The 20,594-nt window shown below is 66.2% G+C and carries 13 protein-coding genes; 10 read left to right on the top strand and 3 right to left on the bottom strand.

All coding sequences use genetic code 11. The features are described 5' to 3' along the window. Positions 1-175 precede the first annotated feature (175 nt). The gene (locus tag WG208_RS00120) at positions 176-4,741 is read right to left on the bottom strand and encodes a translocation/assembly module TamB domain-containing protein (protein WP_337169279.1); all 4,566 of its coding nucleotides are present in this window, start codon (positions 4,739-4,741) and stop codon (positions 176-178) included. Then, a complete protein-coding gene (locus WG208_RS00115) occupies positions 4,741-7,005 on the bottom strand; it encodes a BamA/TamA family outer membrane protein (protein ID WP_337169278.1) in 2,265 nt (754 codons plus the stop codon). Before WG208_RS00115 ends, WG208_RS00120 begins: the two co-directional genes overlap by 1 nt. A gap of 116 nt (positions 7,006-7,121) precedes the next feature. Between WG208_RS00115 and WG208_RS00110 the strand changes: the two genes are divergently transcribed. Continuing rightward, complete coding sequence (locus tag WG208_RS00110) at positions 7,122-8,720, top strand: ABC transporter substrate-binding protein (RefSeq protein WP_337169277.1); 1,599 nt, start codon at positions 7,122-7,124, stop codon at positions 8,718-8,720. Between the two features lie 5 nt (positions 8,721-8,725). Next, positions 8,726-9,646, top strand: a complete 921-nt coding sequence (locus WG208_RS00105) for an ABC transporter permease (protein WP_337169276.1) — start codon at positions 8,726-8,728, stop codon at positions 9,644-9,646. Between the two features lie 265 nt (positions 9,647-9,911). Here the strand turns inward: WG208_RS00105 and WG208_RS00100 are convergent, their stop codons facing one another. After that, a complete protein-coding gene (locus tag WG208_RS00100) occupies positions 9,912-10,946 on the bottom strand; it encodes an NAD(P)/FAD-dependent oxidoreductase (protein WP_337169275.1) in 1,035 nt (344 codons plus the stop codon). Between the two features lie 74 nt (positions 10,947-11,020). Between WG208_RS00100 and WG208_RS00095 the strand changes: the two genes are divergently transcribed. The 8 genes from WG208_RS00095 to WG208_RS00060 all read left to right on the top strand — a co-directional run bounded on the left by WG208_RS00095 (position 11,021) and on the right by WG208_RS00060 (position 20,548). Further along, entirely contained in the window at positions 11,021-11,566 is a 546-nt protein-coding gene (locus tag WG208_RS00095) for a cob(I)yrinic acid a,c-diamide adenosyltransferase (RefSeq protein ID WP_337169274.1), read from the top strand. 2 nt (positions 11,567-11,568) lie between these two features. Continuing rightward, on the top strand, positions 11,569-12,735 hold the full coding sequence (gene aroB, locus WG208_RS00090; RefSeq protein ID WP_337169273.1) for a 3-dehydroquinate synthase: 1,167 nt from the start codon (positions 11,569-11,571) through the stop codon (positions 12,733-12,735). Positions 12,736-12,959: 224 nt separating this feature from the next. Continuing rightward, positions 12,960-13,868: an RNA polymerase sigma factor RpoD/SigA gene (locus tag WG208_RS00085; RefSeq protein WP_337169272.1), complete on the top strand. Its 909-nt coding sequence runs from the start codon at positions 12,960-12,962 to the stop codon at positions 13,866-13,868. Positions 13,869-14,008: 140 nt separating this feature from the next. Beyond that, a complete protein-coding gene (locus WG208_RS00080; protein ID WP_337169271.1) occupies positions 14,009-14,461 on the top strand; it encodes a response regulator in 453 nt (150 codons plus the stop codon). Positions 14,462-14,573: 112 nt separating this feature from the next. Continuing rightward, on the top strand, positions 14,574-16,055 hold the full coding sequence (locus tag WG208_RS00075) for an FAD-linked oxidase C-terminal domain-containing protein (RefSeq protein ID WP_337169270.1): 1,482 nt from the start codon (positions 14,574-14,576) through the stop codon (positions 16,053-16,055). Beyond that, the gene (locus WG208_RS00070; RefSeq protein WP_337169269.1) at positions 16,052-17,251 is read left to right on the top strand and encodes an FAD-binding protein; all 1,200 of its coding nucleotides are present in this window, start codon (positions 16,052-16,054) and stop codon (positions 17,249-17,251) included. Before WG208_RS00075 ends, WG208_RS00070 begins: the two co-directional genes overlap by 4 nt. 29 nt (positions 17,252-17,280) lie before the next feature. Continuing rightward, complete coding sequence (locus tag WG208_RS00065; RefSeq protein WP_337169268.1) at positions 17,281-18,666, top strand: heterodisulfide reductase-related iron-sulfur binding cluster; 1,386 nt, start codon at positions 17,281-17,283, stop codon at positions 18,664-18,666. A 7-nt stretch (positions 18,667-18,673) separates the two neighbouring features. Then, positions 18,674-20,548, top strand: coding sequence for a glycine cleavage T C-terminal barrel domain-containing protein (locus WG208_RS00060; RefSeq protein WP_337169267.1), 1,875 nt, complete (start codon positions 18,674-18,676; stop codon positions 20,546-20,548). Positions 20,549-20,594: the final 46 nt, after the last annotated feature.

Raw genomic sequence — 20,594 nt, 5'->3', positions numbered from 1 at the left:
GACCTACGAAACCACAACCGCGGTCTTCCCGTGGTTCCAGCTCCCGTGGTGCCGCGGGTCTCCGTCGGTCCAGCTCCCGTTTCCCCAGCCTCCGTGGTTCCAGCTCCCGTCCCCCAGCCCCCGTCCCTCCAGCAACCGCAGTCCTACGGACTTCACCCCCCACCGATCCCCGACGTCAGTTGAACGTCCAATACCGGAAGAAATCGATACCGATCTGCGGCGGCGTCTGCTGGAACGTGCGGCTGATCCCCAGTCGTCCGCAGGCCTGCGCGCTCGACCCCGGCTCGAGACCAAGCGCCACGCTGAGCCCCTGATCGAACCGGCGTTCGACCTTGACCCCCAGTCCCTGCGCGAACAGCGAGAGCGCATCGCCGCTGCCGTTCTGAGGGGCCAGGCCACACAATCCCGTGCTGAACGTGAGATACGTGTTGCGCGCCACCTGTCCGCCTACCCCCACGCGGGTCGACGCCAGAATGCCAAGACCGTTCTCGCGCAGATTCGCCGCGTCACCGGGGTTGAGCGCGGTGGGTTCCACCTGCACCACGTCGAAGCGGCCGCCCGCCAGTCGACTGGACAGATACGATCCTGCCAGGCGCAGCGCGAGCGTGGCGCCCTGCTCGGCGTAGGGCGTGCCAAGCAGCGCGTACGCCGGCTCACCCGTCACCAGATAACTCAGCATGTCGCTCTCTGGCAGCGGCGGATTGTCCGCGCTCGTCAGCGCCAGTGTGGGCCGGTTGATCGTGCCACCGATATTCACGCGGATGCGCACATCCTGGCGATTGGAATTGGCGCGGGTCTCGCGCACCGTGTGCAGCGCGGTGATGTCGAGCGACGGTTCGAGGTCGGGATCGCCGAAGAAACGCACCAGGCCGCGCTCCACCTCGAATCCGGGGCGGGCGATGCCGAGGTTGAGCTGATAGGTGCCACGATCGACGGTGAGCGAATCGGCCAGCGCGAGACGCGCGCCGCGCCCGTCGCGTGACGCGGAACGTGTCACCCGCAACTGACCACCCAGCTTGAGATTGGCTTCGGGGGAACGCAGCCAGACATCGTCCCCGACGCCGATGCGCACATCCTCGAGCTGCAGATTCTGCATCAGCGCATTCGGCGCCGACGGCAACAGGCCATTCACCCCGAAACGCGTGGTGTCGATCAGGTCGAAGTTCTCGTTGAGGTCCAGCGCCCGACGTTGGGCGAGCTGGTTGATGTAGATCCGCCCCCGATCGATGCGCACGGCGCCGCGCACCACGGGCGCCTCACGGTTGCCGGTGAGCGTGATGGGAGTGGGCGTGGAGATCGTCAGCGACGCCGTGCGGGCCTTGTCGATGGCGAGGAAGTTGTTGGCCGCCAGACGGAGATCGAACGAGGGCTTCGCGATCTCGGTGATGCCGATCAGTCCCGAGACTCCCAGCGAGTCGGCGGCCGCTCCGCTGCGCGCACCAAAACGATGGATGAGCACACTGTCACCGGCCAGCGCGATGTCGGCATTGGCCCGCTCGAGCCGGATGCCGAGATTGGCGAGCGTGAGCGCGGCGCTGTCCACACGCAGTTGCCCCCGCAGCCGCGGACGGTCCCAGGTGCCGGTGAGTTGCACATCGGCCATGAGCGTGCCCGCGGCATGAGTCACGTCGGGGAAGAGCGATTCGAGCAACGCCAGATTGGTGCGTTCACTCACGATGCGGCCCGTGAGCGGCTGGTCCAGGCGGCGCTGGCGATTGCTCACGAGCGCGAGATCGAGCGGCAGCGACGCGTCCGCCAGCAGCGCCGGCGCACCGTCGACGCGCAATGAACCCGCCAGCATCAGTCGCAGGGAGTCGTAGTGCGCCCGCGCATTCAGATCACCGAAGCGCACGCGACCGGCCACCGCATCGTGCAGACTCACCGTGCCATCGAGACGCGGCCGTTCCCTGGTCCCGCTCACCGTCAGTTGCAGATTCGCCGTGCCGCGGGTGATGGCATTGGCGCGCAGCAGCCGGCCAAAATCCCCCAGCGGAACCCGGTCGGCATCGACAGCCCCTTCCACCACACCATCGGCGGCCACGGCCCCGCGCAACGCAATGCGACCGGTGTCGGTGTGCTGCAGCACCAGGGAATCGAGCATGCCCAGTCCACCCGGGGCCAGTCGCAACGTGGCGGGTGTGGCGAGCGCGAAGCCACGCGGACGTACGAACCCGCTGTCCACGCGGATGGTGAGCGTATCGAGGCGCACCTCGGTGGAATCCCCGTGGCGGGCCACCCCCCCACCGAGCGTCAGCCGCGATTCCGACGGCGTACGCATCGCCAGTGCAAACCGGTCGGCGAGACCGCCACGCAGCGTGGATCGCCCGGTCGCCGCCGCGATATCGATGCCGGCCACGTACGCCGAATCCGCCGTGATCGACACCGTGCCGTTGGCGGCGCGCAACACGTCCTCCACATGCGCATCGAAATCGGCGCGCAGAGCGCGTGACGTGGCCACCACCAACCCGCGCAGATCGGCCCGCAGATCCACGTCGAGTCCGCGCGCATCGAGCGTGTCGATGGATCCCGACACCGTCCCCAGCATCTCCATCGTGCCGCGCAGTGTGTCGGTGGGCAGCAGCAGCGCTCGTGCGCTGTCGGGGCCCGTGGGCGAAACCCAGGGGCGCAGTCCTCCCAGCGAATCCACATGCACCACGAAGTGCACCGTGTCACGCCGCGACTGTTCGAGCCCCAGTCCACCACGGGCCGTCAGACGCAGTGCCGAACTCTCGACGGCCAGCGTGTCGATGAACACATGACCGGAATCGAAACGGAATGCCGCCGTGCCGCCGAACACCCGCGCATCCGACACGCGCGAGAACTGATCCACCGTGGCCGTGAGCGGACCGCGCAGCGTGGAGAGGAATTCGCCCTCCATGTGCACCTGCCCCGCCATCGACAACGCCGTCACGGGCAGTCGACTGTCGCCGAACAGCGACTGCAGATTCGCCCCGCGAACCCGCCACGCACCGAACGCGCCCATCGTGGGTTCCAGCGCATCCGCCAACCCGGTGAAGGCGAGTTCCCCACCTTCACCGGCCAGTGTGCTCTGCACCTCGAACTTGTCGGCCATGCCGCGCGCCACGATGCGCCCCACCGCCGATCCGCGCAGCGGCAGCGTGGGATACGAACGGGACAGCGTCGTGTACGACAAGGGCACCGCCTGCATGTCCACGTCGAACCACGTGCCTTCCGGCACCAGCGTGAAATGTCCCCGTCCGGTGAAGCGCGACGGCTGTCCCGGCCCATCCACCAGTTCGATGTCGGCATCGGCGAACGAGGCGTCGTACCACAACGAATCGAGACGCACGCGTCCACGGGCAAATCCGTTCAGCTCGGCGAACAGCGGATTCACGAAACGCGGCGTGCGGAAGTCCAGCGAATCGATCGTCAGATCGACACCGCGCAGAATCGCTTCCGCGGGCGTGAAGATGTTCAGCATGCCCTGCGCACGGACTTTCGAGATCGCGCCGGGCACGTGTTCATCGGCGAACGTGAGTCGCGCGTCGTCGAGCTTCCAGTCGGTGACATACCCCCCGCTGGCCACGACCTTGCCCGTCAGGGCCCCCCGCCAGTCGTAGGGAAACGGCTCGCCGTTCATCCAGCGCAGCAGGTCGGTGTGTGCGGGCTCGAGATCGAGATTCAGGCCGGTGAGGCGCACCACCGGGCCACCCACGCCCCAGGTCATGTCGCCGCGGATGCGGGAACGCAACGCCGTCGCGTCCATGTCGCGGATGCCGTACTCGATGATATCGAGATTGCGCGGGTCGTTGCGGATGGTCAGATGCGCCCGACCGCCGCCGCTGTGCGGAATGGTCTCGTCGAGCCACGCCAGATCGGTCATCGACACCGTGTCGAGCTGCAACGACACATCGTAACGCACCGGCAGGCTGCCACCCCACACCACCTTCGCGCCGCCGTGGGCACGTGAACCCGGCAGGGCGAATCGCGCGCTGTCCACCCACAGCGTGTCCGACACTTTGAGGACATCGCCCGTCAGATCCTTGAACCAGAAGGGAGGATAGTCCCACACCACATCGAGACGCCGCACGGCGAATCGTTGGCCCGCACTGTCCGGATCGGCGATGCGCGAGGGCCCCAGCGCCACATTGCCGCGCAGGAACCGATACACACGCACGAAGCGCCCGTCTTCCGGCAGGATGTCGGTGTCGGGACGCGTGAGATTGTACGTGAGGGCGCTGTCGCGTTTTGCGCCGTGCAGTGTGTCGGAGAGCGTCCATGGCAACTTGGCTACGAACGTCAGCTCGTTGAGCGTCGCCGTATCGATCACGATGTAGCGGCCGAGGCGGCCCGGATTCATCGACGGACGCGGGGCCCGTTTGCGCAGCGCCCGTTTCCAGTTCCAGTCGTCGTCGCCGTAGTCGACCAGCGTGAGCTGCGGCCGATCGACCTCCAGCGATTTCACGATCACGCGGAAGTCGAGCAAGTCGCGGGGATCGTATGTCGCCCGCACCGGCCCCGTGCTCAGGAACGGGGTGCCGTCGGGCGCGCGGATATCGAGTGAATCGATCGTGATGTCGGTGAAGAGTGTCCCGCCGATCTTCCCCACATACAGTTTGCCGGGCATCGTCGCGCGCACCGCGGGCAGCACCGCGCGCAGAATGGCCGCCCGTCCACGATCGGTTTGTGTGAGTACCACGATTCCGCCGACGATCGCCACCAGCACCGTCATCAGCACGGCCGCGGTGGCCAGCACGATTGTTCGACGGCGCGGTGCCATCAGAACGCCTGTCCGATCCAGATGCTCGGATTCAGCCGTCCGAGAATGCCCGACCGGCGCGCCGGTCTGAACGACGACGGACAGACACCGGCATCCTGCACGGCCGGTGCACCCGCGACATCCGATGCACGCACCGCCAGCCGGTTGCCGGGGCTCACGCAGTAGAGCGGCGCCACGCCGGCCTGCAGTGGGGCGTTGTAGTACGCGGCGCCCGCCGGCAGATCGTACGGGTTGTATCCGAAGTCGATGCGGATGGCGCCGAAGGGTGAGGCCACGCGCACACCGGCACCCGGCGTGATCTTCACGATCGGGCCGTTCGAGGTGAGCTGCACGCCCTGCACCGTACTGCCCCGGTTCCACAACCGGCCACCATCGGCGAAGGCGGCGAGTTGCAGCAACCGCGGCGCGATGGGGCTGGGCCACTGCGCTTCGAGATTGCCCACCACGAGCGTGTTGCCACCGGTGGGCACCACCCGTTCGGTCTGCGTCTTGTCGCTCACGCGGTAGTACGTCTGCCCGTTCTCGGTGGCCTCCTCGAACGCACTCACGATGTATACGGCGGGGCCGAGCTCATTCTGCCGGAAGCCACGCACCGTCGTGGGCCCGCCGGCATAGAGACGCTCCTGCGGCGGAATGAATCGACCCACGCCGCCCCCCTGTCCACTGCCCTGCACCACGCCTGCCTTGAGATGCGCGGTGATGGTCGCGCTGCCGAGCATGCGATACCAGGAGGCATCACCAATCGCGCGGTTGAACTGCTGCGTGCGATCGGAACCGATGAAGGTGCTCGCATGCCGCAGCGTCGCCCGCACCAGCGTGCCCTGCGTGGGACGCAGCGGATCGTTCACCCGCTCGCGGGTGATCGCATACTCGAGCGCCGCCAGTCGGTTGTTGCGCTGCAGGAAGCTGCGCAGTTCGGCGTCGCAGGCATTGAACACCGCGCAGAAGAACGCCGGTTCGGCCTCGGTGCGTCCGAGCTCCAGTTGATACGACAGCGAGCTGGGAGACCGTGGGGACGATCGTCTGGCAAAGGGATCGCTGATCGACAGCACACCGCCGATGGGCGTGCGCCGCAGATAGGCCTTGTACTCCGACAACGTGGAGCTGAACACGGTCAGCGACGGCACGCGCGCCTGATTGGCGCGGACCGGCTGCCGCAGCGTCATCGACGTGTTGTAGTTGAGCGTGCGGCTGTATGGATCGGATTGTGCCTGCCCCTGGCAGAAATTGGGGAATTGGTCCAGCGGGGCGCCGATCCCGATCTTGCTGAGTCGCGCCGACAGTTCGAGACGCTGCGCCATCGGGAGAAAATCCCGGTCGGTGAGCGTCCCCTGGGCGCGGAAACAATCGAGCGTCGCCCACCCCAATCCCCCCCGCGCGGCCCAGCGGTCACCTTCCACCAGCCGCACGGTGAGATTGACGATCGTATCGCCCGGCGGCTGAAGGCTGTCGGGCTGCAGATCCACGCGCTGAAACACGTCGGTCTGATAGAGATTGCGCTGCGCATCGATGATCGCGCGGGCCGAGTACCAGTCGCCGCTGTGCAGGGCGAGCGCACGCTGCACGGTGGCGTCGGACACCCGTCGCGGACCCGTGCTGGTGTCCACGTCCAGTGTGATGTGACCGATACGGGCTCGCGCCCCCGGCACCAGCGTCACCTCGACATCGGCCGTGCGTTCGGCCGTGTGTGTCGTGTAGGCGAGCAGGGCCTCCGCCTGTGGCCATCCATGATTGCGCAGGCGCCGCACCAGCGTGTCCCGTCCCGCTTCGAGCGCACTGCGATCGAACAGCCCACCCACTTTCATCGGGAAATCGCGTGCCGCCGCGGTCAATTCGGGATCACTGTCCACGCCCCGCAGCGCAAACGCGGCCACGCGCATAGGCTCACCTTCCCGCACCGCGAAGGTGATGTCGATCACGCCATCGCGCACCGTCCGCACGACGGTATCCACCGCCACGTCGGGGAAACCGCGGCGGCGGTAGAGCGTCTCCAGCCGCTGCACGTCGCGGGTGAATTCCACCGGATCGAGACAGCGCCGTTCCCCCACCAGCGGCAAGCCGGCGAACGACGAGGGCATCGTGGCCACCGTGGCGGCCAGTACCGAAGCCGGAAACTCCCGGTTGCCGGAGAATCGCAGGGTGCGAACTTCCCGGTCCCCACGCTCGCAGGACAGATCCTGCGCGGCGAGCGGACCGGCCGGCCAGGCCAGTGCGGAAACCAGCGCGAAGACAGCCGGAAATACGACCGCGCGGCGGGCAGCCACACGGGCTAACAATGGAGCACCGATCGCGCGGACGGCGGAGGTCAGGTTATGGACGGATAGACGCACGTTCTATAGCCTACAAAGCTCAACCAGCACACACACCCAGTCAACCAGGTATGACACCGGCTTCGCTCTCCACCACCCGCCTACGGACGATCACGACGACTGTCACGCTGATGGCCGCGCTCGCGCTCGTTGTCCAGGGATGCCGGCGCGCCGACGACCGGAACACGACACGTCATACGCTGGTGGACTCGCGGGACTGGTACGACCCCCGGTCGCTCGATCCGGCGAAGGCCACCGATGTGCCCAGTGGGCGTGCCGTGGCCTATCTGTTCGACGGCCTGACACGCTTCACGCCGGCCGGTGAAGTGGAGCCCGCGCTGGCCAGAAGCTGGGATGTGTCTCCCGACGGCCTGCGCTACACCTTCCATCTGCGCGACAGCGTCCAGTTCCACGACGGTACGCTGCTGCGCGCGCGTCATGTGAGCCAGTCGTTCCAGCGTCTCCTGCGTCCGGCCACGCAGGCCGGCACCACCTGGCCGCTCTTCCCCATCGCCGGCGCCCGCGCGATGGCCGCGGGCAGGAATGTCGAACTCGGTGTCGACACACCCGACGACACCACCGTGGTCATCACGCTCGAACAGCCGCTCGCGATCTTCCCCAAGCTGCTCGCGATGCCCGCGGCCGCCATCCTGCCCGATCACGTGGGCGTCGATTTCAGCGAGAAGCCCATCGGCACCGGTCCGTGGAAGCTCGTGCAGTGGAAGCACGACGACTATCTCAAATTCGCGCGCAACACCGCGTACTACAGCGGCGCACCGGCCTTCGACACGCTGCTCGCCCGCATCATCCCCGAACCCTCCACGGCGGTCGCCGAATTCGAAGCGGGCACGGTGGACATTCTGTACATCCCGGAAGAACAGACGAAGTCGTGGGAGAACACCGACGAGCGTCGGGCCAATCTCGTGAGCGCGCCGGCACTGCGTCTCTGGTACATCGGGGTGAACACCACGCGGGGTCCGCTCAAGGACGTGCGTGTGCGGCAGGCACTCGCGCATGCCATCGACGCCCCAACCCTGCTCGCACAGTTGCTCGCCGGACGTGGCAGTGTCGCGGCCGGCGTCATCCCACCGTCGCTCGACGGATTCGACAGCGCGCGCAAACCGCTCGCTTACGACACGCTCGCGGCGCGGCGACTGCTCGCGGAAGCGGGATACCCCAACGGTATCGATCTCGAACTCTGGAGTTCGCAGACCTCGCCCTGGCCGCGGCTCGCACAGACGCTGCAGGCCTACCTCGGCGGCGCCAACATCCGCCTCAAGCTCGTGCAGCGCGATGCCAGTGCCATGCGCGCCGCCGCGCGCGCCGGACAGACGGATCTCGTCGTCAAGGACTGGTACGCCGACTACCCCGACGCGGAGAACTTCCTCTATCCGTTGCTGCATACGGCCAACAAGGGCGCGGGCGGCAACGTCTCGTTCTTCAGCAATCCCACGTTCGACCGTCTCGTGGACGAGGCCCGGCGTGAGGCCGACGGGCAGCGCCGCACCGCGCTCTATCGCAGCGCCGACTCGCTGGCCTACAACGAGATGGGGCTCGTGCCGCTCTTCTTCTACAACGAGATGTACGCCGTGCAGCCGTGGGTGAAGGGGTTCGAAGTGCCGGTGATCTTCAATGGCCAGCGCTGGACGAAGGTCTCGCTCGGTCAATAGGCCCCATGCCTCTCCTGTTGCTGCGTCGCGCGCTGCTCTCCATCCCGACACTCTTCGGGGTGCTCGTGGTGGTGTTTCTGCTGCTCTACGTCGCCCCCGGCGATCCGGTGCAGGCCATGGTGGGCGAGCGCGCCGATGCGGCCACGATCGAACGGCTGCGCGCCGAACTCCGGCTCGACGATCCGTTGCCCACGCAGTTCGCGCACTACGCGGCCGGCATTCTCTCCGGCGATCTCGGTCGGTCGTACATCACCAATCGCCCCATCGTCGCCGATATCGCGGAGCGTTTCCCGCGGACGCTGCAACTCGCCGGCGCGGCCATGCTGCTCGCCACGATACTGGGCATCAGTATCGGCACCCTCGCCGCCATCCGTCCACACGGCTGGTTCGACCGCGTCGCGCTGGCCACGACCTATCTCGGTATCTCGTTCCCCGTGTACTGGATCGGATTGTTGCTGATCCTGTTCTTCGCGGTCTCACTGCGATGGTTTCCGGCCTCGGGATACGGACGCCCCGAATTTCTCGTTCTCCCCGCTCTGGCACTCGGTTCACGCTCCATCGCCTATCTCGCGCGCATCACCCGCTCGGCCATGCTCGAGGTACTCGGCGCCGACTTCGTGCGCACCGCCCGCGCCAAGGGTCTCAGCGAACGTGCCGTGGTGATACGCCACGCCCTGCGCAACGCACTCATTCCCGTGGTGACGGTGATCGGACTCGACTTCGGCGCCTATCTCACGGGCAGCATTCTCACCGAGACGATCTTCTCCTGGCCCGGCATCGGGCGCTACGTCGTCATGGCCATCTCACGCCGCGATCTGCCGGCCGTGCAAGGCTCGGTGCTCTTTCTCTCGGTGGTGTTCGTGGTGGTGAACCTGCTCACGGATGTGGCATATGGGCAGGTGGATCCGCGGGTCAGGGCCAAATGATCAGAGGCCTGCTTTCAGAGGTCAGAGGGTCAGAACTGAGACGGATATAGGAAGCAGGAGGGAGTGGCCAGAGGTCAGAGGTCCGAGCACTTCGCTTGCAGGCTGCATACTGACACGAAGGGAGTCCTTGGCGCGCACGACACCCTCGACCGTCAGTGCTCAGATCTCTGACCTCTGGCTACTCCCTCCTGCTCCCTATATCCGTCTCAGTTCTGACCGGCTGATCTCTGACCTCTGACCCCGTCTGAAAATCTGAACCGGGATTTCAATCGTCCTTCTGCCCGAATATGGCCAGATTCGACGAATGTCCCGGATTCACCTTCTTTTCCGGGTACACATGGTGCACCGCCTGGTTCACCGCGATCGCGGCTTCGCCGAAACCCGTGGCGATGAGCTTGAGCTTGCCCGAATACGTGGTGATGTCGCCGGCCGCATAGATGCCCGGACGTCCCGTTTCCATCTGCGTCGTGACGAGGATCTCGTCCTTCTCGATGTTGAGTCCCCAGTCGAGCAGGGTGCCGAGGTCGGAGACGTAACCCAGCATCGGCAGGATGACGTCGCAGGCGATCTCGCGTGACGTCTTGGCCTTCACGTCCTTGATGGACACACCGGCGATCGTGGTGTCTCCGTGAATGGCATCGAGCTCGTGGAACGTGAAGATGTTCACGCGTCCGTCGCCGAGCGCGGCGGCGGCCTGCACTTCGTTCACCGTGGCCGCGTGCGCGCGGAAACGGTCGCTGCGATGAATGAGCGTCACCGACTTCGCACGGTCACGCAGCTGGGCGCACCAGTCGAATGCCGAATCGCCGCCGCCGATGATGAGCACATCGCGGTCGCGGAACCCTTCCGGATTCGAGACCAGCGCATGCACACCGCGGCCATACCATTCGGCGGCAAAAGCCTGCGGCAGTTTGCGCGGACTGAACGCGCCGATGCCGGCCGCGATCACCACCGACTTGGTGGGGAACCGATCGGTCTCGGTGACGAGTACGTAGTGGCCGTCCTCTTCCTCCAACCCCACCACACGCTGCGTGAGATGCACCGGCAGTCCCGCTTCCTGATGAAACTGCGATGCCTGCTCCGTGAGCGCTTTGACGAGATCCTTGGCCAACACCTTCGGATAGCCCGCCACGTCGAAGATGTATTTCTCGGGATACAGCGCCGTGAGCTGTCCACCGAGTTCCGGAAGGGCATCGACGATCTGCGCGGAGGCGCCGCGCATACCGGCATAAAAGAGTGCGAATAGCCCCGTGGGGCCGCCGCCGATGATGGTGATGTCGCGGAGGGGATGGGTTGGCATGCGGGGAAAGGTAGTCGCCATCGGGACGCATGAGTATCGCTCAGGTATTGCTCCATATTGCGTTAGTATTCGGCATGAAGATCTATACGCGTACGGGCGATACGGGCGGCACCGCGCTCTTCGGCGGCGGCCGCGTGGGCAAGGACCACCCCCGGGTGGAAGCCTACGGCGATGTGGACGAACTCAATGCCGCACTGGGGCTGGCCCGGTCCATCGAGATCATGCCCCGCATCGACGAGGTGCTGGTCCCGATCCAGCGCGACCTGTTCGCGATTGGCGCGCTGCTGGCCACGCCTGATCACGAGAAGATGCGCGATCATCTGACCAAGGCCCGCATCGACGAAGAGCGCATCGCCGAACTCGAACGGGCCATCGACCAGGCCGACGCGGAACTCGAGCCGCTGCGCAGCTTCATCATTCCCGGCGGCACTCCCAAGGCCGCCGCGCTGCATGTGGCGCGCACCGTCTGCCGCCGGGCCGAACGCCGGGTGGTGCACCTCGCGCAGGACATCGAACTGCCGGCGCTGGTGATCACCTATCTCAATCGTCTCTCCGATCTGCTCTTCACCCTCGCCCGCCTGGCCAACAAGCGGGCGGGCGCCGGCGAGGTCACCTGGTAGTCATGGGGACCATGGAGACGGCGGAGGCACACACCGCAGTGCACGCGGCAGCACACACCGCAGCACACACCAGCGCCGTGCCCGACGCGCTGCCGCTGACGCTCGACTATCCGGTCTTCTGCGCCGTCGGCACACGGCAGCATCTCGCCGCCATCGTACAGCAGGTGGCACCGGCACATCGCATCGCCGTCATCTCCGACGACACCGTGGCCGCGGTCCACGCCCCGCAAGTCATGGCGCAGTTCGAGGGCTCGACCGCTTCGCTCTTCACGATTCCGCCCGGCGAGCAGGAGAAGACCCGCGAGCGTTGGGCTTCGCTCACCGATGCCCTGATGGCCTGGGGCGCCGGCCGCGATACGACCATCGTGGCGCTGGGCGGCGGTGTGATCTGCGATCTCTCGGGCTTCGTGGCCGCCACGTACATGCGTGGCCTTCCGGTGGTGCAGGTGCCCACCACGCTGCTCGCCATGGTGGATGCCTCGGTCGGTGGCAAGACCGCGGTGGACACACCGGCCGGCAAGAATCTCGTGGGTGCGTTCCACAACCCGGCGGCCGTGGTGATCGACCCCGAGGTGCTGACCTCCCTGCCGCCGGCCATCCTGCGGTCGGGGTTGGCCGAGATGATCAAACACGGCGTGATCGCCGATGTCGCCTACTTCGACCGTCTTCTGCAGGCGCTCCCCTCGCTGCTTGCCAGGGGCGCCCAGGCGCCGGAGTTCGGCGCCCTGATCGCCGGCTCCGTGCGCATCAAAGCCGCCGTCGTGGCCGAAGACAGCCGGGAAGGAGGACTGCGCCAGATCCTCAATTTCGGGCACACCATCGCCCATGCGGTGGAAAAGCTCCTGCACTACGACATGCTGCACGGGGACGCCGTGGCCATGGGCATGGTGGCCGAAGCCCGGCTCGCCGAAAGACTTGGCATGGCCGGCCCGGGCCTCGCCGCCGCGGTCGAGGACGCCGTCCGGCGTGCCGGACTCCCCACCCGCCTCCCCGTCGGCGTCAGCGCCGCGTCAGTGGTGGCTGAAACCCTGGGCGACAAGAAGGCCCGGGCCGGAGCGGCCCGCTACGCACTCCCCCGCGCCCTGGGTGAAATGGACCCCGCCGACGGCCGTTGGTCCGTCCCCGTGGCCGATCCCATCGTCATGGAAGTGCTGGCCGGGCTGCTGTAACCGCGCTCCTCCACTGATCCCTCAGTAATGTAAACTTCATCACTCGGATATTTTCACGGGAAATGCTCCGTTACTGTCAGCGAAGTGTCTCCAAAGTGCGTAGAAATGTCATCGCTTGAAAATTTTCATTGACCGGCTCATCCCCGAACATTATCGTGGCGCTCCCACCCGATCGGGGGAGGCCACTGTCCTCCCGATCTCGAGCTCACGTACGGCGAGGGCGTATGCAGGCAGCTGCCGCGACCAGGACTTCCGAAGCTCGTTCCAAAGGCTTCTTCCGTTCCGCTCCTTCCACAGCCTTCGACCAATATCTTCACGACATCCAGAAGCTGCCCCTCATCACCGACGCCGCGGAAGAACGGCGCCTGGCGCGTCTGGCCCAGAAGGGCGACGAAGCCGCCGCCGAGCGGCTGGTGACGGCCAATCTCCGATTCGTCATCTCGTACGTGAAGAAGTATCAGGGGCACGGCCTCGATCTCTCCGAGCTCGTCGCCATCGGCAATGAAGGACTCCTCAAGGCCGTACGGAAATTCGATCCCGATCAGGGCGTCAAATTCATTTCGTACGCCGTCTGGTGGGTTCGCCAGGCCGTCCTCAAAGCCCTCGCCGAACAGACCCGCTCCGTTCGCATCCCGCTCAATCAGAATTCGCAACTCATCCGGATGGCGCGTGGCGAGATGATCCTCTCGCAAGTGCTCAATCGCGAACCCACCGACGAAGAACTGTCCAAGCTGCTCGAAGAGCCCGTCGAGCAGGTCCGCAATGCCCGGCAGATCACGAGCACCGAAGTCTCGCTCGACGCGCCCATCGATCGACAGGATCGTGAAGCCTCCACACTCGGCGAACGGTTTGCCGGCGAGACACACGCTGACATCGAAGACGGTACCGACTTCCGGCTCATGCGCGAGTTCATCGACCGGGTGTTCCGCAAATACCTCACGCCGCGCGAACGCAAGATCCTCTATCTCTACTACGGACTCGACGAAGGCGCGGAAGCCATGACGCTCGAACGCATCGGTGCGCTGATGGGTGTCACGCGTGAACGCATCCGGCAGATCCGCGAACGGGCCTTCGAGAAGCTGCGCGAATCGCCCGACGGACGTGCGCTCGCCGGATTCTGGGGCGCCGCCTGAGGTTGTCGTACCAACAGTTTCGAAAGCAATTTCGACTGAACACGCACAACACACGATCAGTCCCTCGCGGTTGCACACCGACCCGATAAGCGAGCTCATCAGCGATACATCGACGTTGTCGCAATTCACAGAGGAAGGTTATGTTGGAAACGGCGGCACCCGTTGACGGGCAGCCGCCGTTTCTCGCTCTTCTGGTGGAGGCCACATTGCCGCGTGTGTTGATCGTTGATGACGAACCGGGAATCCGGTTCGCCTTGAAGCGATGGTTCGAACGTCAACAGTGGTCCGTCGAGGAAGCCGCCGATGGGGCACAGGCGCTCGAACTGCTGCGTGCAAGCATCGACGATGACGACTCCCGTTTCGATGTGATCGTCTGCGATCTGCATCTCCCGCTGGTCACCGGCGAGGAGATCGTCCGCCAGATCCACGCCGAACGTCCGGCCCTGGCCTCCCGCATCATCCTCACCACCGGTGATGCCGTGCACGATGCCGCGCCGGGCAGTGTGTTGGCCGAGCATGCCCATGTCCTGCAGAAGCCCTTCGATCTGGGCACGCTGCGCGCGGCGGTCGCCACCATTCACCGCGCCAACTAGGCCGCACGTCATCACCCGCGTTCCATCGCCGGGCGGTTCTCCGCGGCAGCCCCCCACGTAGGTGTGGGCGGAGGTATCCGCCTCCCCCCGCGCGCTGGATAGATTGCAGGATATGCGCGATGCACTCGCCGCCATCGTCGGCCCGCAGTGGGTGAAGGAACGCCGCCAGGAGCTGGCGGTCTTCGATGCCGACGGTCTGCCCGGCTACCGGGCGACGCCTTCGCTGGCCGTGCTGCCGGGAACGCGGGACGAACTCATTGCCGTCATCGGGACGCTCGCCCGTCTCGGTGTGCCCTTCGTGCCGCGTGGAGCCGGCACCGGTCTGTCGGGCGGCGCCCTCGCCGATGACGTCGTGCTCGTGGGGCTCAACCGACTCACCCGCATCATCGAGATCGATCCCATCAACCGGATCGCACGTGTCGAACCCGGTGTGGTCAACGCCAAGCTGTCGCGCGCAACGGCCCGCTACGGTCTGCATTACGCCCCCGATCCGTCCAGTCAGACGGTGTGCACGATCGGCGGCAACGTGGCCGAGAATGCGGGTGGTCCGCATTGTCTCAAGTACGGGGTGACCCTCAATCACATCGTCGAGTGTGAAGTCGTGCTCCCCGACGGCTCCGTCACGCGACTTGGCGATGCGTTCGGAGAACCCGACGGCTACGACCTGCTCGGCACGTTCATCGGCAGTGAAGGCTGTTTTGGTGTGGCCACGGAAATCACGGTACGCCTGGTGCCGCTGCCCGACGCGGTGCATACGCTGCTCGCCGATTTTTCCTCGGTGGACGCCGCCGCGCGCGCCGTCTCGAAGATCATCGCCACGGGCATCGTGCCCGCCGCGCTCGAGATGATGGACAATGCCACCATCCGCGCCGTGGAGGCCAGCATCTACGCCGCCGGCTATCCCACCGATGCCGCGGCCATCCTGCTCTGTGAAGTGGACGGCATCGCCGATGGACTCGACGCCGACGTGGCCATCATCCGCGATGCCTGCAACGAATGCGGCGCACGCGGCGTGCTCGTGGCCACCGAAGCCACCGATCGCATGCGTCTCTGGCAGGGCCGCAAAAAAGCCTTCGGCGCCATGGGCCGCATCGCACCGGCGCTCGTGGTGCAGGACGCCGTCGTACCGCGCACCCGATTGCCGGACGTACTGGCCCGCATCGACGAGATCGGCGCCACGCACCGCGTGCGGGTGTGCAATGTGTTCCACGCCGGCGACGGCAATCTGCATCCGAACATTCCATACAACGCCGGCGATGCCGACGAGAGTGCGCGTGTGCACGCGGCCATGTCGGCCATCATGCAGACCTGCATCGACGCCGGCGGCACCATCACCGGCGAGCACGGCGTGGGCCTCGACAAGCTGCCGTACATGGAGACGCTGTTCGACGCGGCGTCGCTCGATGCGATGTGTCGGGTCCGTTCGGTGTTCGATCCCGATCGACGCGCCAATCCCGGCAAAGTCGTCCCGGTGCACAGTTGCCGCGAGTGGCACGCCACGCCGGCAGCGCATCGCACCACACAGCGTGATACGGCTCGTGATACGGCTCGTGACTCCCATCGTGACTCCGATCGTGACTCACAACGCGCATGACATCCATGCCGTCGGCGTTCCGCGATATGCCTCCTGACGTGCCAACCCGTGCGCCGTCCACCGTCGATGCCCTGGCAGCCACGGTGCGTGAACTGCGCGACGCCGTACAGCCCATGCGGTTCGTGGGCAGCGGGGCGTGGTTGCAGGGCGGTGGTCCGTTTGTCGATGCCGCACCGATATCACTGCGTGCGCTGGCCGGTGTGGTGGACTACACCCCCGGCGATCTCGTCATCACCGTGCGCGCCGGCATGACGCTGCGCGAACTGTCGGCCATCACGGCGGAACACGGACAGATGTTCGCGACCGCGCCATATGGGGGCCCGCAGGGTTCGCCCGACTCCACCATCGGGGCGATCATCGCCACATCGGCTTCCGCGCCGCTCCCGCTCGACGATCTTGCCGTACGCGATCTCGTGCTCGGTCTGACCGTGGTGACGGGCACGGGAGCAATCACACACGCTGGCGGCCGTGTGGTGAAGAACGTCGCCGGTTTCGATCTCGTGCGGTTGCACACCGGCGCCTGGGGCACACTCGGCGCCATCGCCGAAGTGAGTCTGCGACTGCATGCGATTCCGGCGCACGACATTCTGCTGGAAGGCTCGGTGACACCGGAACTCGGCGATGCACTGCCGCCGCTGGTCGCCAACCGTGCGCCCGTTCCCATGCAGGTTCTGCTCACGCCCGGCGCGGCACCACGACTCGTCGCCCGCGTGACGGGCAATGCCGCCCGGGTGCAGGGACTGCGCGCGCAACTCGGGCAACTCGGCATGCGCGATATCACCGACGCACCGCACGACACCCTGTCGACGCTGCGCGAAACACCGGTCGATGCCGTGGTGCTGCGCCTTCGCACCGCACTGTCCGACGCGGTGCCGTTCGTGCGCGCCGCGCGTCAGGCATTTCCCGAAGCCACGTTGTCGTATGCCCCGCAGCGCGGAACACTGCGGGTCGTGATGCCCGGCGAGGCCTCCGCCGATGCTCCATCCGATGCGCTATCAGATGCGTTGAGCGCCCTTTCGCGCCTGGCCACATCGTTCGGCGCATCACATCGCATTGCCATCGCCATCGATCAGGGGCGGATGCAGTATCCGGCGCGCACCCCGCTCGAAGCGGGCATCAAAGCCGCGCTCGATCCCGACGATCTCTGCAATCGTGTGGCGACCATGGCGCCCGCGCCGGCGCCACTGCCCGTCTGAGATACCCCCGAGGCCTGCCCGATTCGTCGATGAGTGCTCCCACCGCCACCAGCTCCCGTGATCTCGCACATGCCGCGGGAGCGTCCTGCGCATTGCCCGGAACGCCGCTCGCGCACGCGTCCGCGGGTCTCGATGCCTGTGTGCACTGCGGCTTCTGTCTCCAGGCGTGTCCGACCTATGTGAACCTCGAGGACGAGAACGATTCGCCTCGTGGACGCATCGTGCTGATGCGACGCATGCTCGAAGGCGATATCGCGCTCGACGATCCGGCCGCCCTCCACATCGATCGGTGCCTCGGCTGCCGCGCCTGCGAGACCGCCTGTCCGTCGGGCGTCCCGTACGGAGAACTGCTCGAAGCCACGCGGGCCACCATGGTGCCGCGGCGCGGCATCCCGTTCATCGCGCGGCCCATTCTTTTTGTCTTCCGTCATCACCTGTTGCTGCGCACGGCCCTGTTCGGCGCGAAGGTGTTTCGCAGTACGGGACTGCCGCGGCTGCTCGCCCGCCTGTTGCCATCGCGCCTGGCATTTCCGATGGCCATGCTCGCATCCACGGCGCCGTCGCGGGTTATACGGAACGCACGGGGCAATCGAGTGGATGCCGATCCTCGCCCGACCGCTACGCGCAGTCGCACGGAACATGACGCCGCCACGGGCCGCACCGCGATGCTGGAAGGTTGTGTGATGTCGGGGTTGTTCACGCATGTGAACGCGGCCACCGCGGAAGCCCTGACACACAACGGACATGCACTCTGTGAGGCACCCGGCCAGCGATGCTGCGGCGCACTGCACGCGCACGCCGGTGACATGGGCGCCGCACGGGCACTCGCCAAGGAGAACATCGCCGCATTCGAACACGCGAATGTCGACACCATCGTGGTGAACGCCGCCGGCTGCGGGGCGATGCTCAAGCAGTACGCGCATCTGCTGCACGATGACCCCGAATGGGCCGATCGCGCGCGCCGCATCAGTGAGCGCACCCGCGACGTGAGCGAAGCCCTGGCTGCCACAGGACCTGTACGCGGCACACTTTCCGGCACGGGTTCCGGCGCCCTCCGCGTCACGCACGATCCCCCCTGCCACCAGATGCACGCGCAGCGTATCGTCGCGCAGCCGCTGCAGGTCCTCGGCGCCATCGAAGGACTGGATCTCGTGCCGCTCGAGGATGCCGATCAGTGCTGCGGATCGGCCGGCATCTACAATCTCGTCGAACCCGGCACCTCCGATGCCGTGCTGCACCCCAAGCTGCAGCGCATTGCCGAAACACATGCCTCCGTGCTGGCCACCGGCAATCCGGGTTGCATGATGCAGATCGGTGCCGGACTGCTGCTGAGCGGCAGCGAAACCACCGTCGTGCATCCCGTCGAACTGCTCGCGGCGGCGTACACGAATTCGTCTGCGGCAGCAGCCTCGTAGTCGCGCCGTGCCGGCACTGATCGTCGCGTTCGACGGCGTACTGGCCGACACGCTGGGTGCACGTGCGGAAGCCATTCTCACGGTGTGCAGCGAAGAGAGTGTGTCACTCTCCGCTGAACGGCTGCGCTCGCGACTGCGCGCGACACTACCCGGTCGTACGATTGCCGAAGCCGTGGAATTGCTGCTCGAAGCCGACGGCGATCCCACACGCAGCGAACTGGTGTCATTGCGGGCGCAACGCCACTACACCACGCGTCTTGCCCAGGGTGTGCCGTTCGATGCCACTGTCCTGCGAACATTGATGACACGGGCCGGTGCCGGCGATCGTATCGTCGTGCGCGCCGACTCCACGCGCCGGGAAGTGGAACCCCAGTTGACGCTCGCCGGTATCGAACACCACATCACACTGTTGCGTTGCGCCGACGACCGGCCGTCCCGATGGCCGCTCGATGACCGCGACGTGAACGGCGCCTCCGGCGGCATTTCCAATGGCAGCTCCAGCGGGAGTTCCAGCGGCAGCTCCGACGACACTTCCCTCGACGACGTTTCCGTCGACGGTATTCCCGCGACCACGGCGTACCCCACTCTCGTGCGGAGCTGGCGCGCCATCGATCTTCGACTCCGGGCAATGCACGTTCCCCGTGCACAGCGCACGAGTCTCGAAAGCAGCACACCCACCGCCGTCATTGCCGCCGCATTCGTGAACATGTCCACATCCAACGAACCCGCCGCCGGACCAGCCTCGTCGCCCCCGGCACATTCCACCACGATGCTGCAGCCGCTCTCTCCGGATGACCTGCGCGCCTACGAAACCGCGCACGACGTCATCTCCGATGTCGCGTCCAAGGCGGGGCATGATACGTCCTCGCGTGGCGTCATCTGGTTTGCATCCGGTGGACGCTGGAGTCGCATTCAGGGAGAGAAAGCCACCGACGCCCTGAACGGTCTCGTCACGAACGACGTCAGCCTGCTCGCGCCTGGCGCCGGTCTCTATGCGGCGGCCCTCACCCCCAAGGGCAAGATGGTGAGCGACCTCGCCATTCTGCGCGAGGACGATCGCACCCTTCACATGTTCGTGGAGGAACGGGCGCTTTCCGAATTGCTTGGCATGATGCGCAAGTACATCAATCCGCGTCTCGCGCGCACGATCGACGAGAGTACGCTGTGGTGTACCTGGGCCCTGTACGGACGGCATGTACTCCACAGCATCGACGCGCTCGGCGTGACGGAACGTCACGGTTCGCTGCAGCATGTCTGGTCATTGGCCACGGGCCGGCTCGGAGAAGCCCCTGTCCGTATCGTGCGGGCCCCCGCATTGGGCGAACTGTCCGGTCTCCTGCTGTCCGTACCTGCCGAACACGCGTCGGGTGCATATGCCCGTCTCGAAGCAGTGCTGGGAGCACCGGCGAGTACCGCGGTAGCCGAGGTGCTGCGCATCGAAGGCGGTCGCCCACTCATCGGCGTCGACATGGACGGGAATACGATTCCGCAGGAAGCGAATCTCGACGCGCTCGATGCCATCTCCTTCACCAAGGGCTGCTACACGGGGCAGGAGACCGTGGCCCGCATCCATTTCCGCGGACACGTCAATCGGCATCTGCGTGCACTGCGCAGCACCGACGTCATGCCCGCCGGCGCGCAGTTGGTGGACACCACCGGCAAGGTGGTGGGTGACGTGCGCAGCTCGGCGATCTCACCGCGACTCGGCCCCATCGCCATCGGCATGGTGCGGCGGGAGATCCAGTCGGGGGACACGGTATTTCTCCGCGTCGCTGGAGAAGAAAACGCGGAAACGGCTGGTGACGCGTCGCAAGCCGGCATGGGCCAGGTCGGCGCGCCGGTCCAGGTGAACGTGCTGCCCACTCTTCCGGCGCCGAAGTAGATCGGATCGGCAAGGCGATGAAACAGAACAGGGGCGCCCCGTGAGG

This window comes from Gemmatimonas aurantiaca, from assembly GCF_037190085.1.
Lineage (GTDB): Bacteria > Gemmatimonadota > Gemmatimonadetes > Gemmatimonadales > Gemmatimonadaceae > Gemmatimonas > Gemmatimonas aurantiaca_A.
This window is presented reverse-complemented; position numbering and strand designations above follow the sequence as displayed.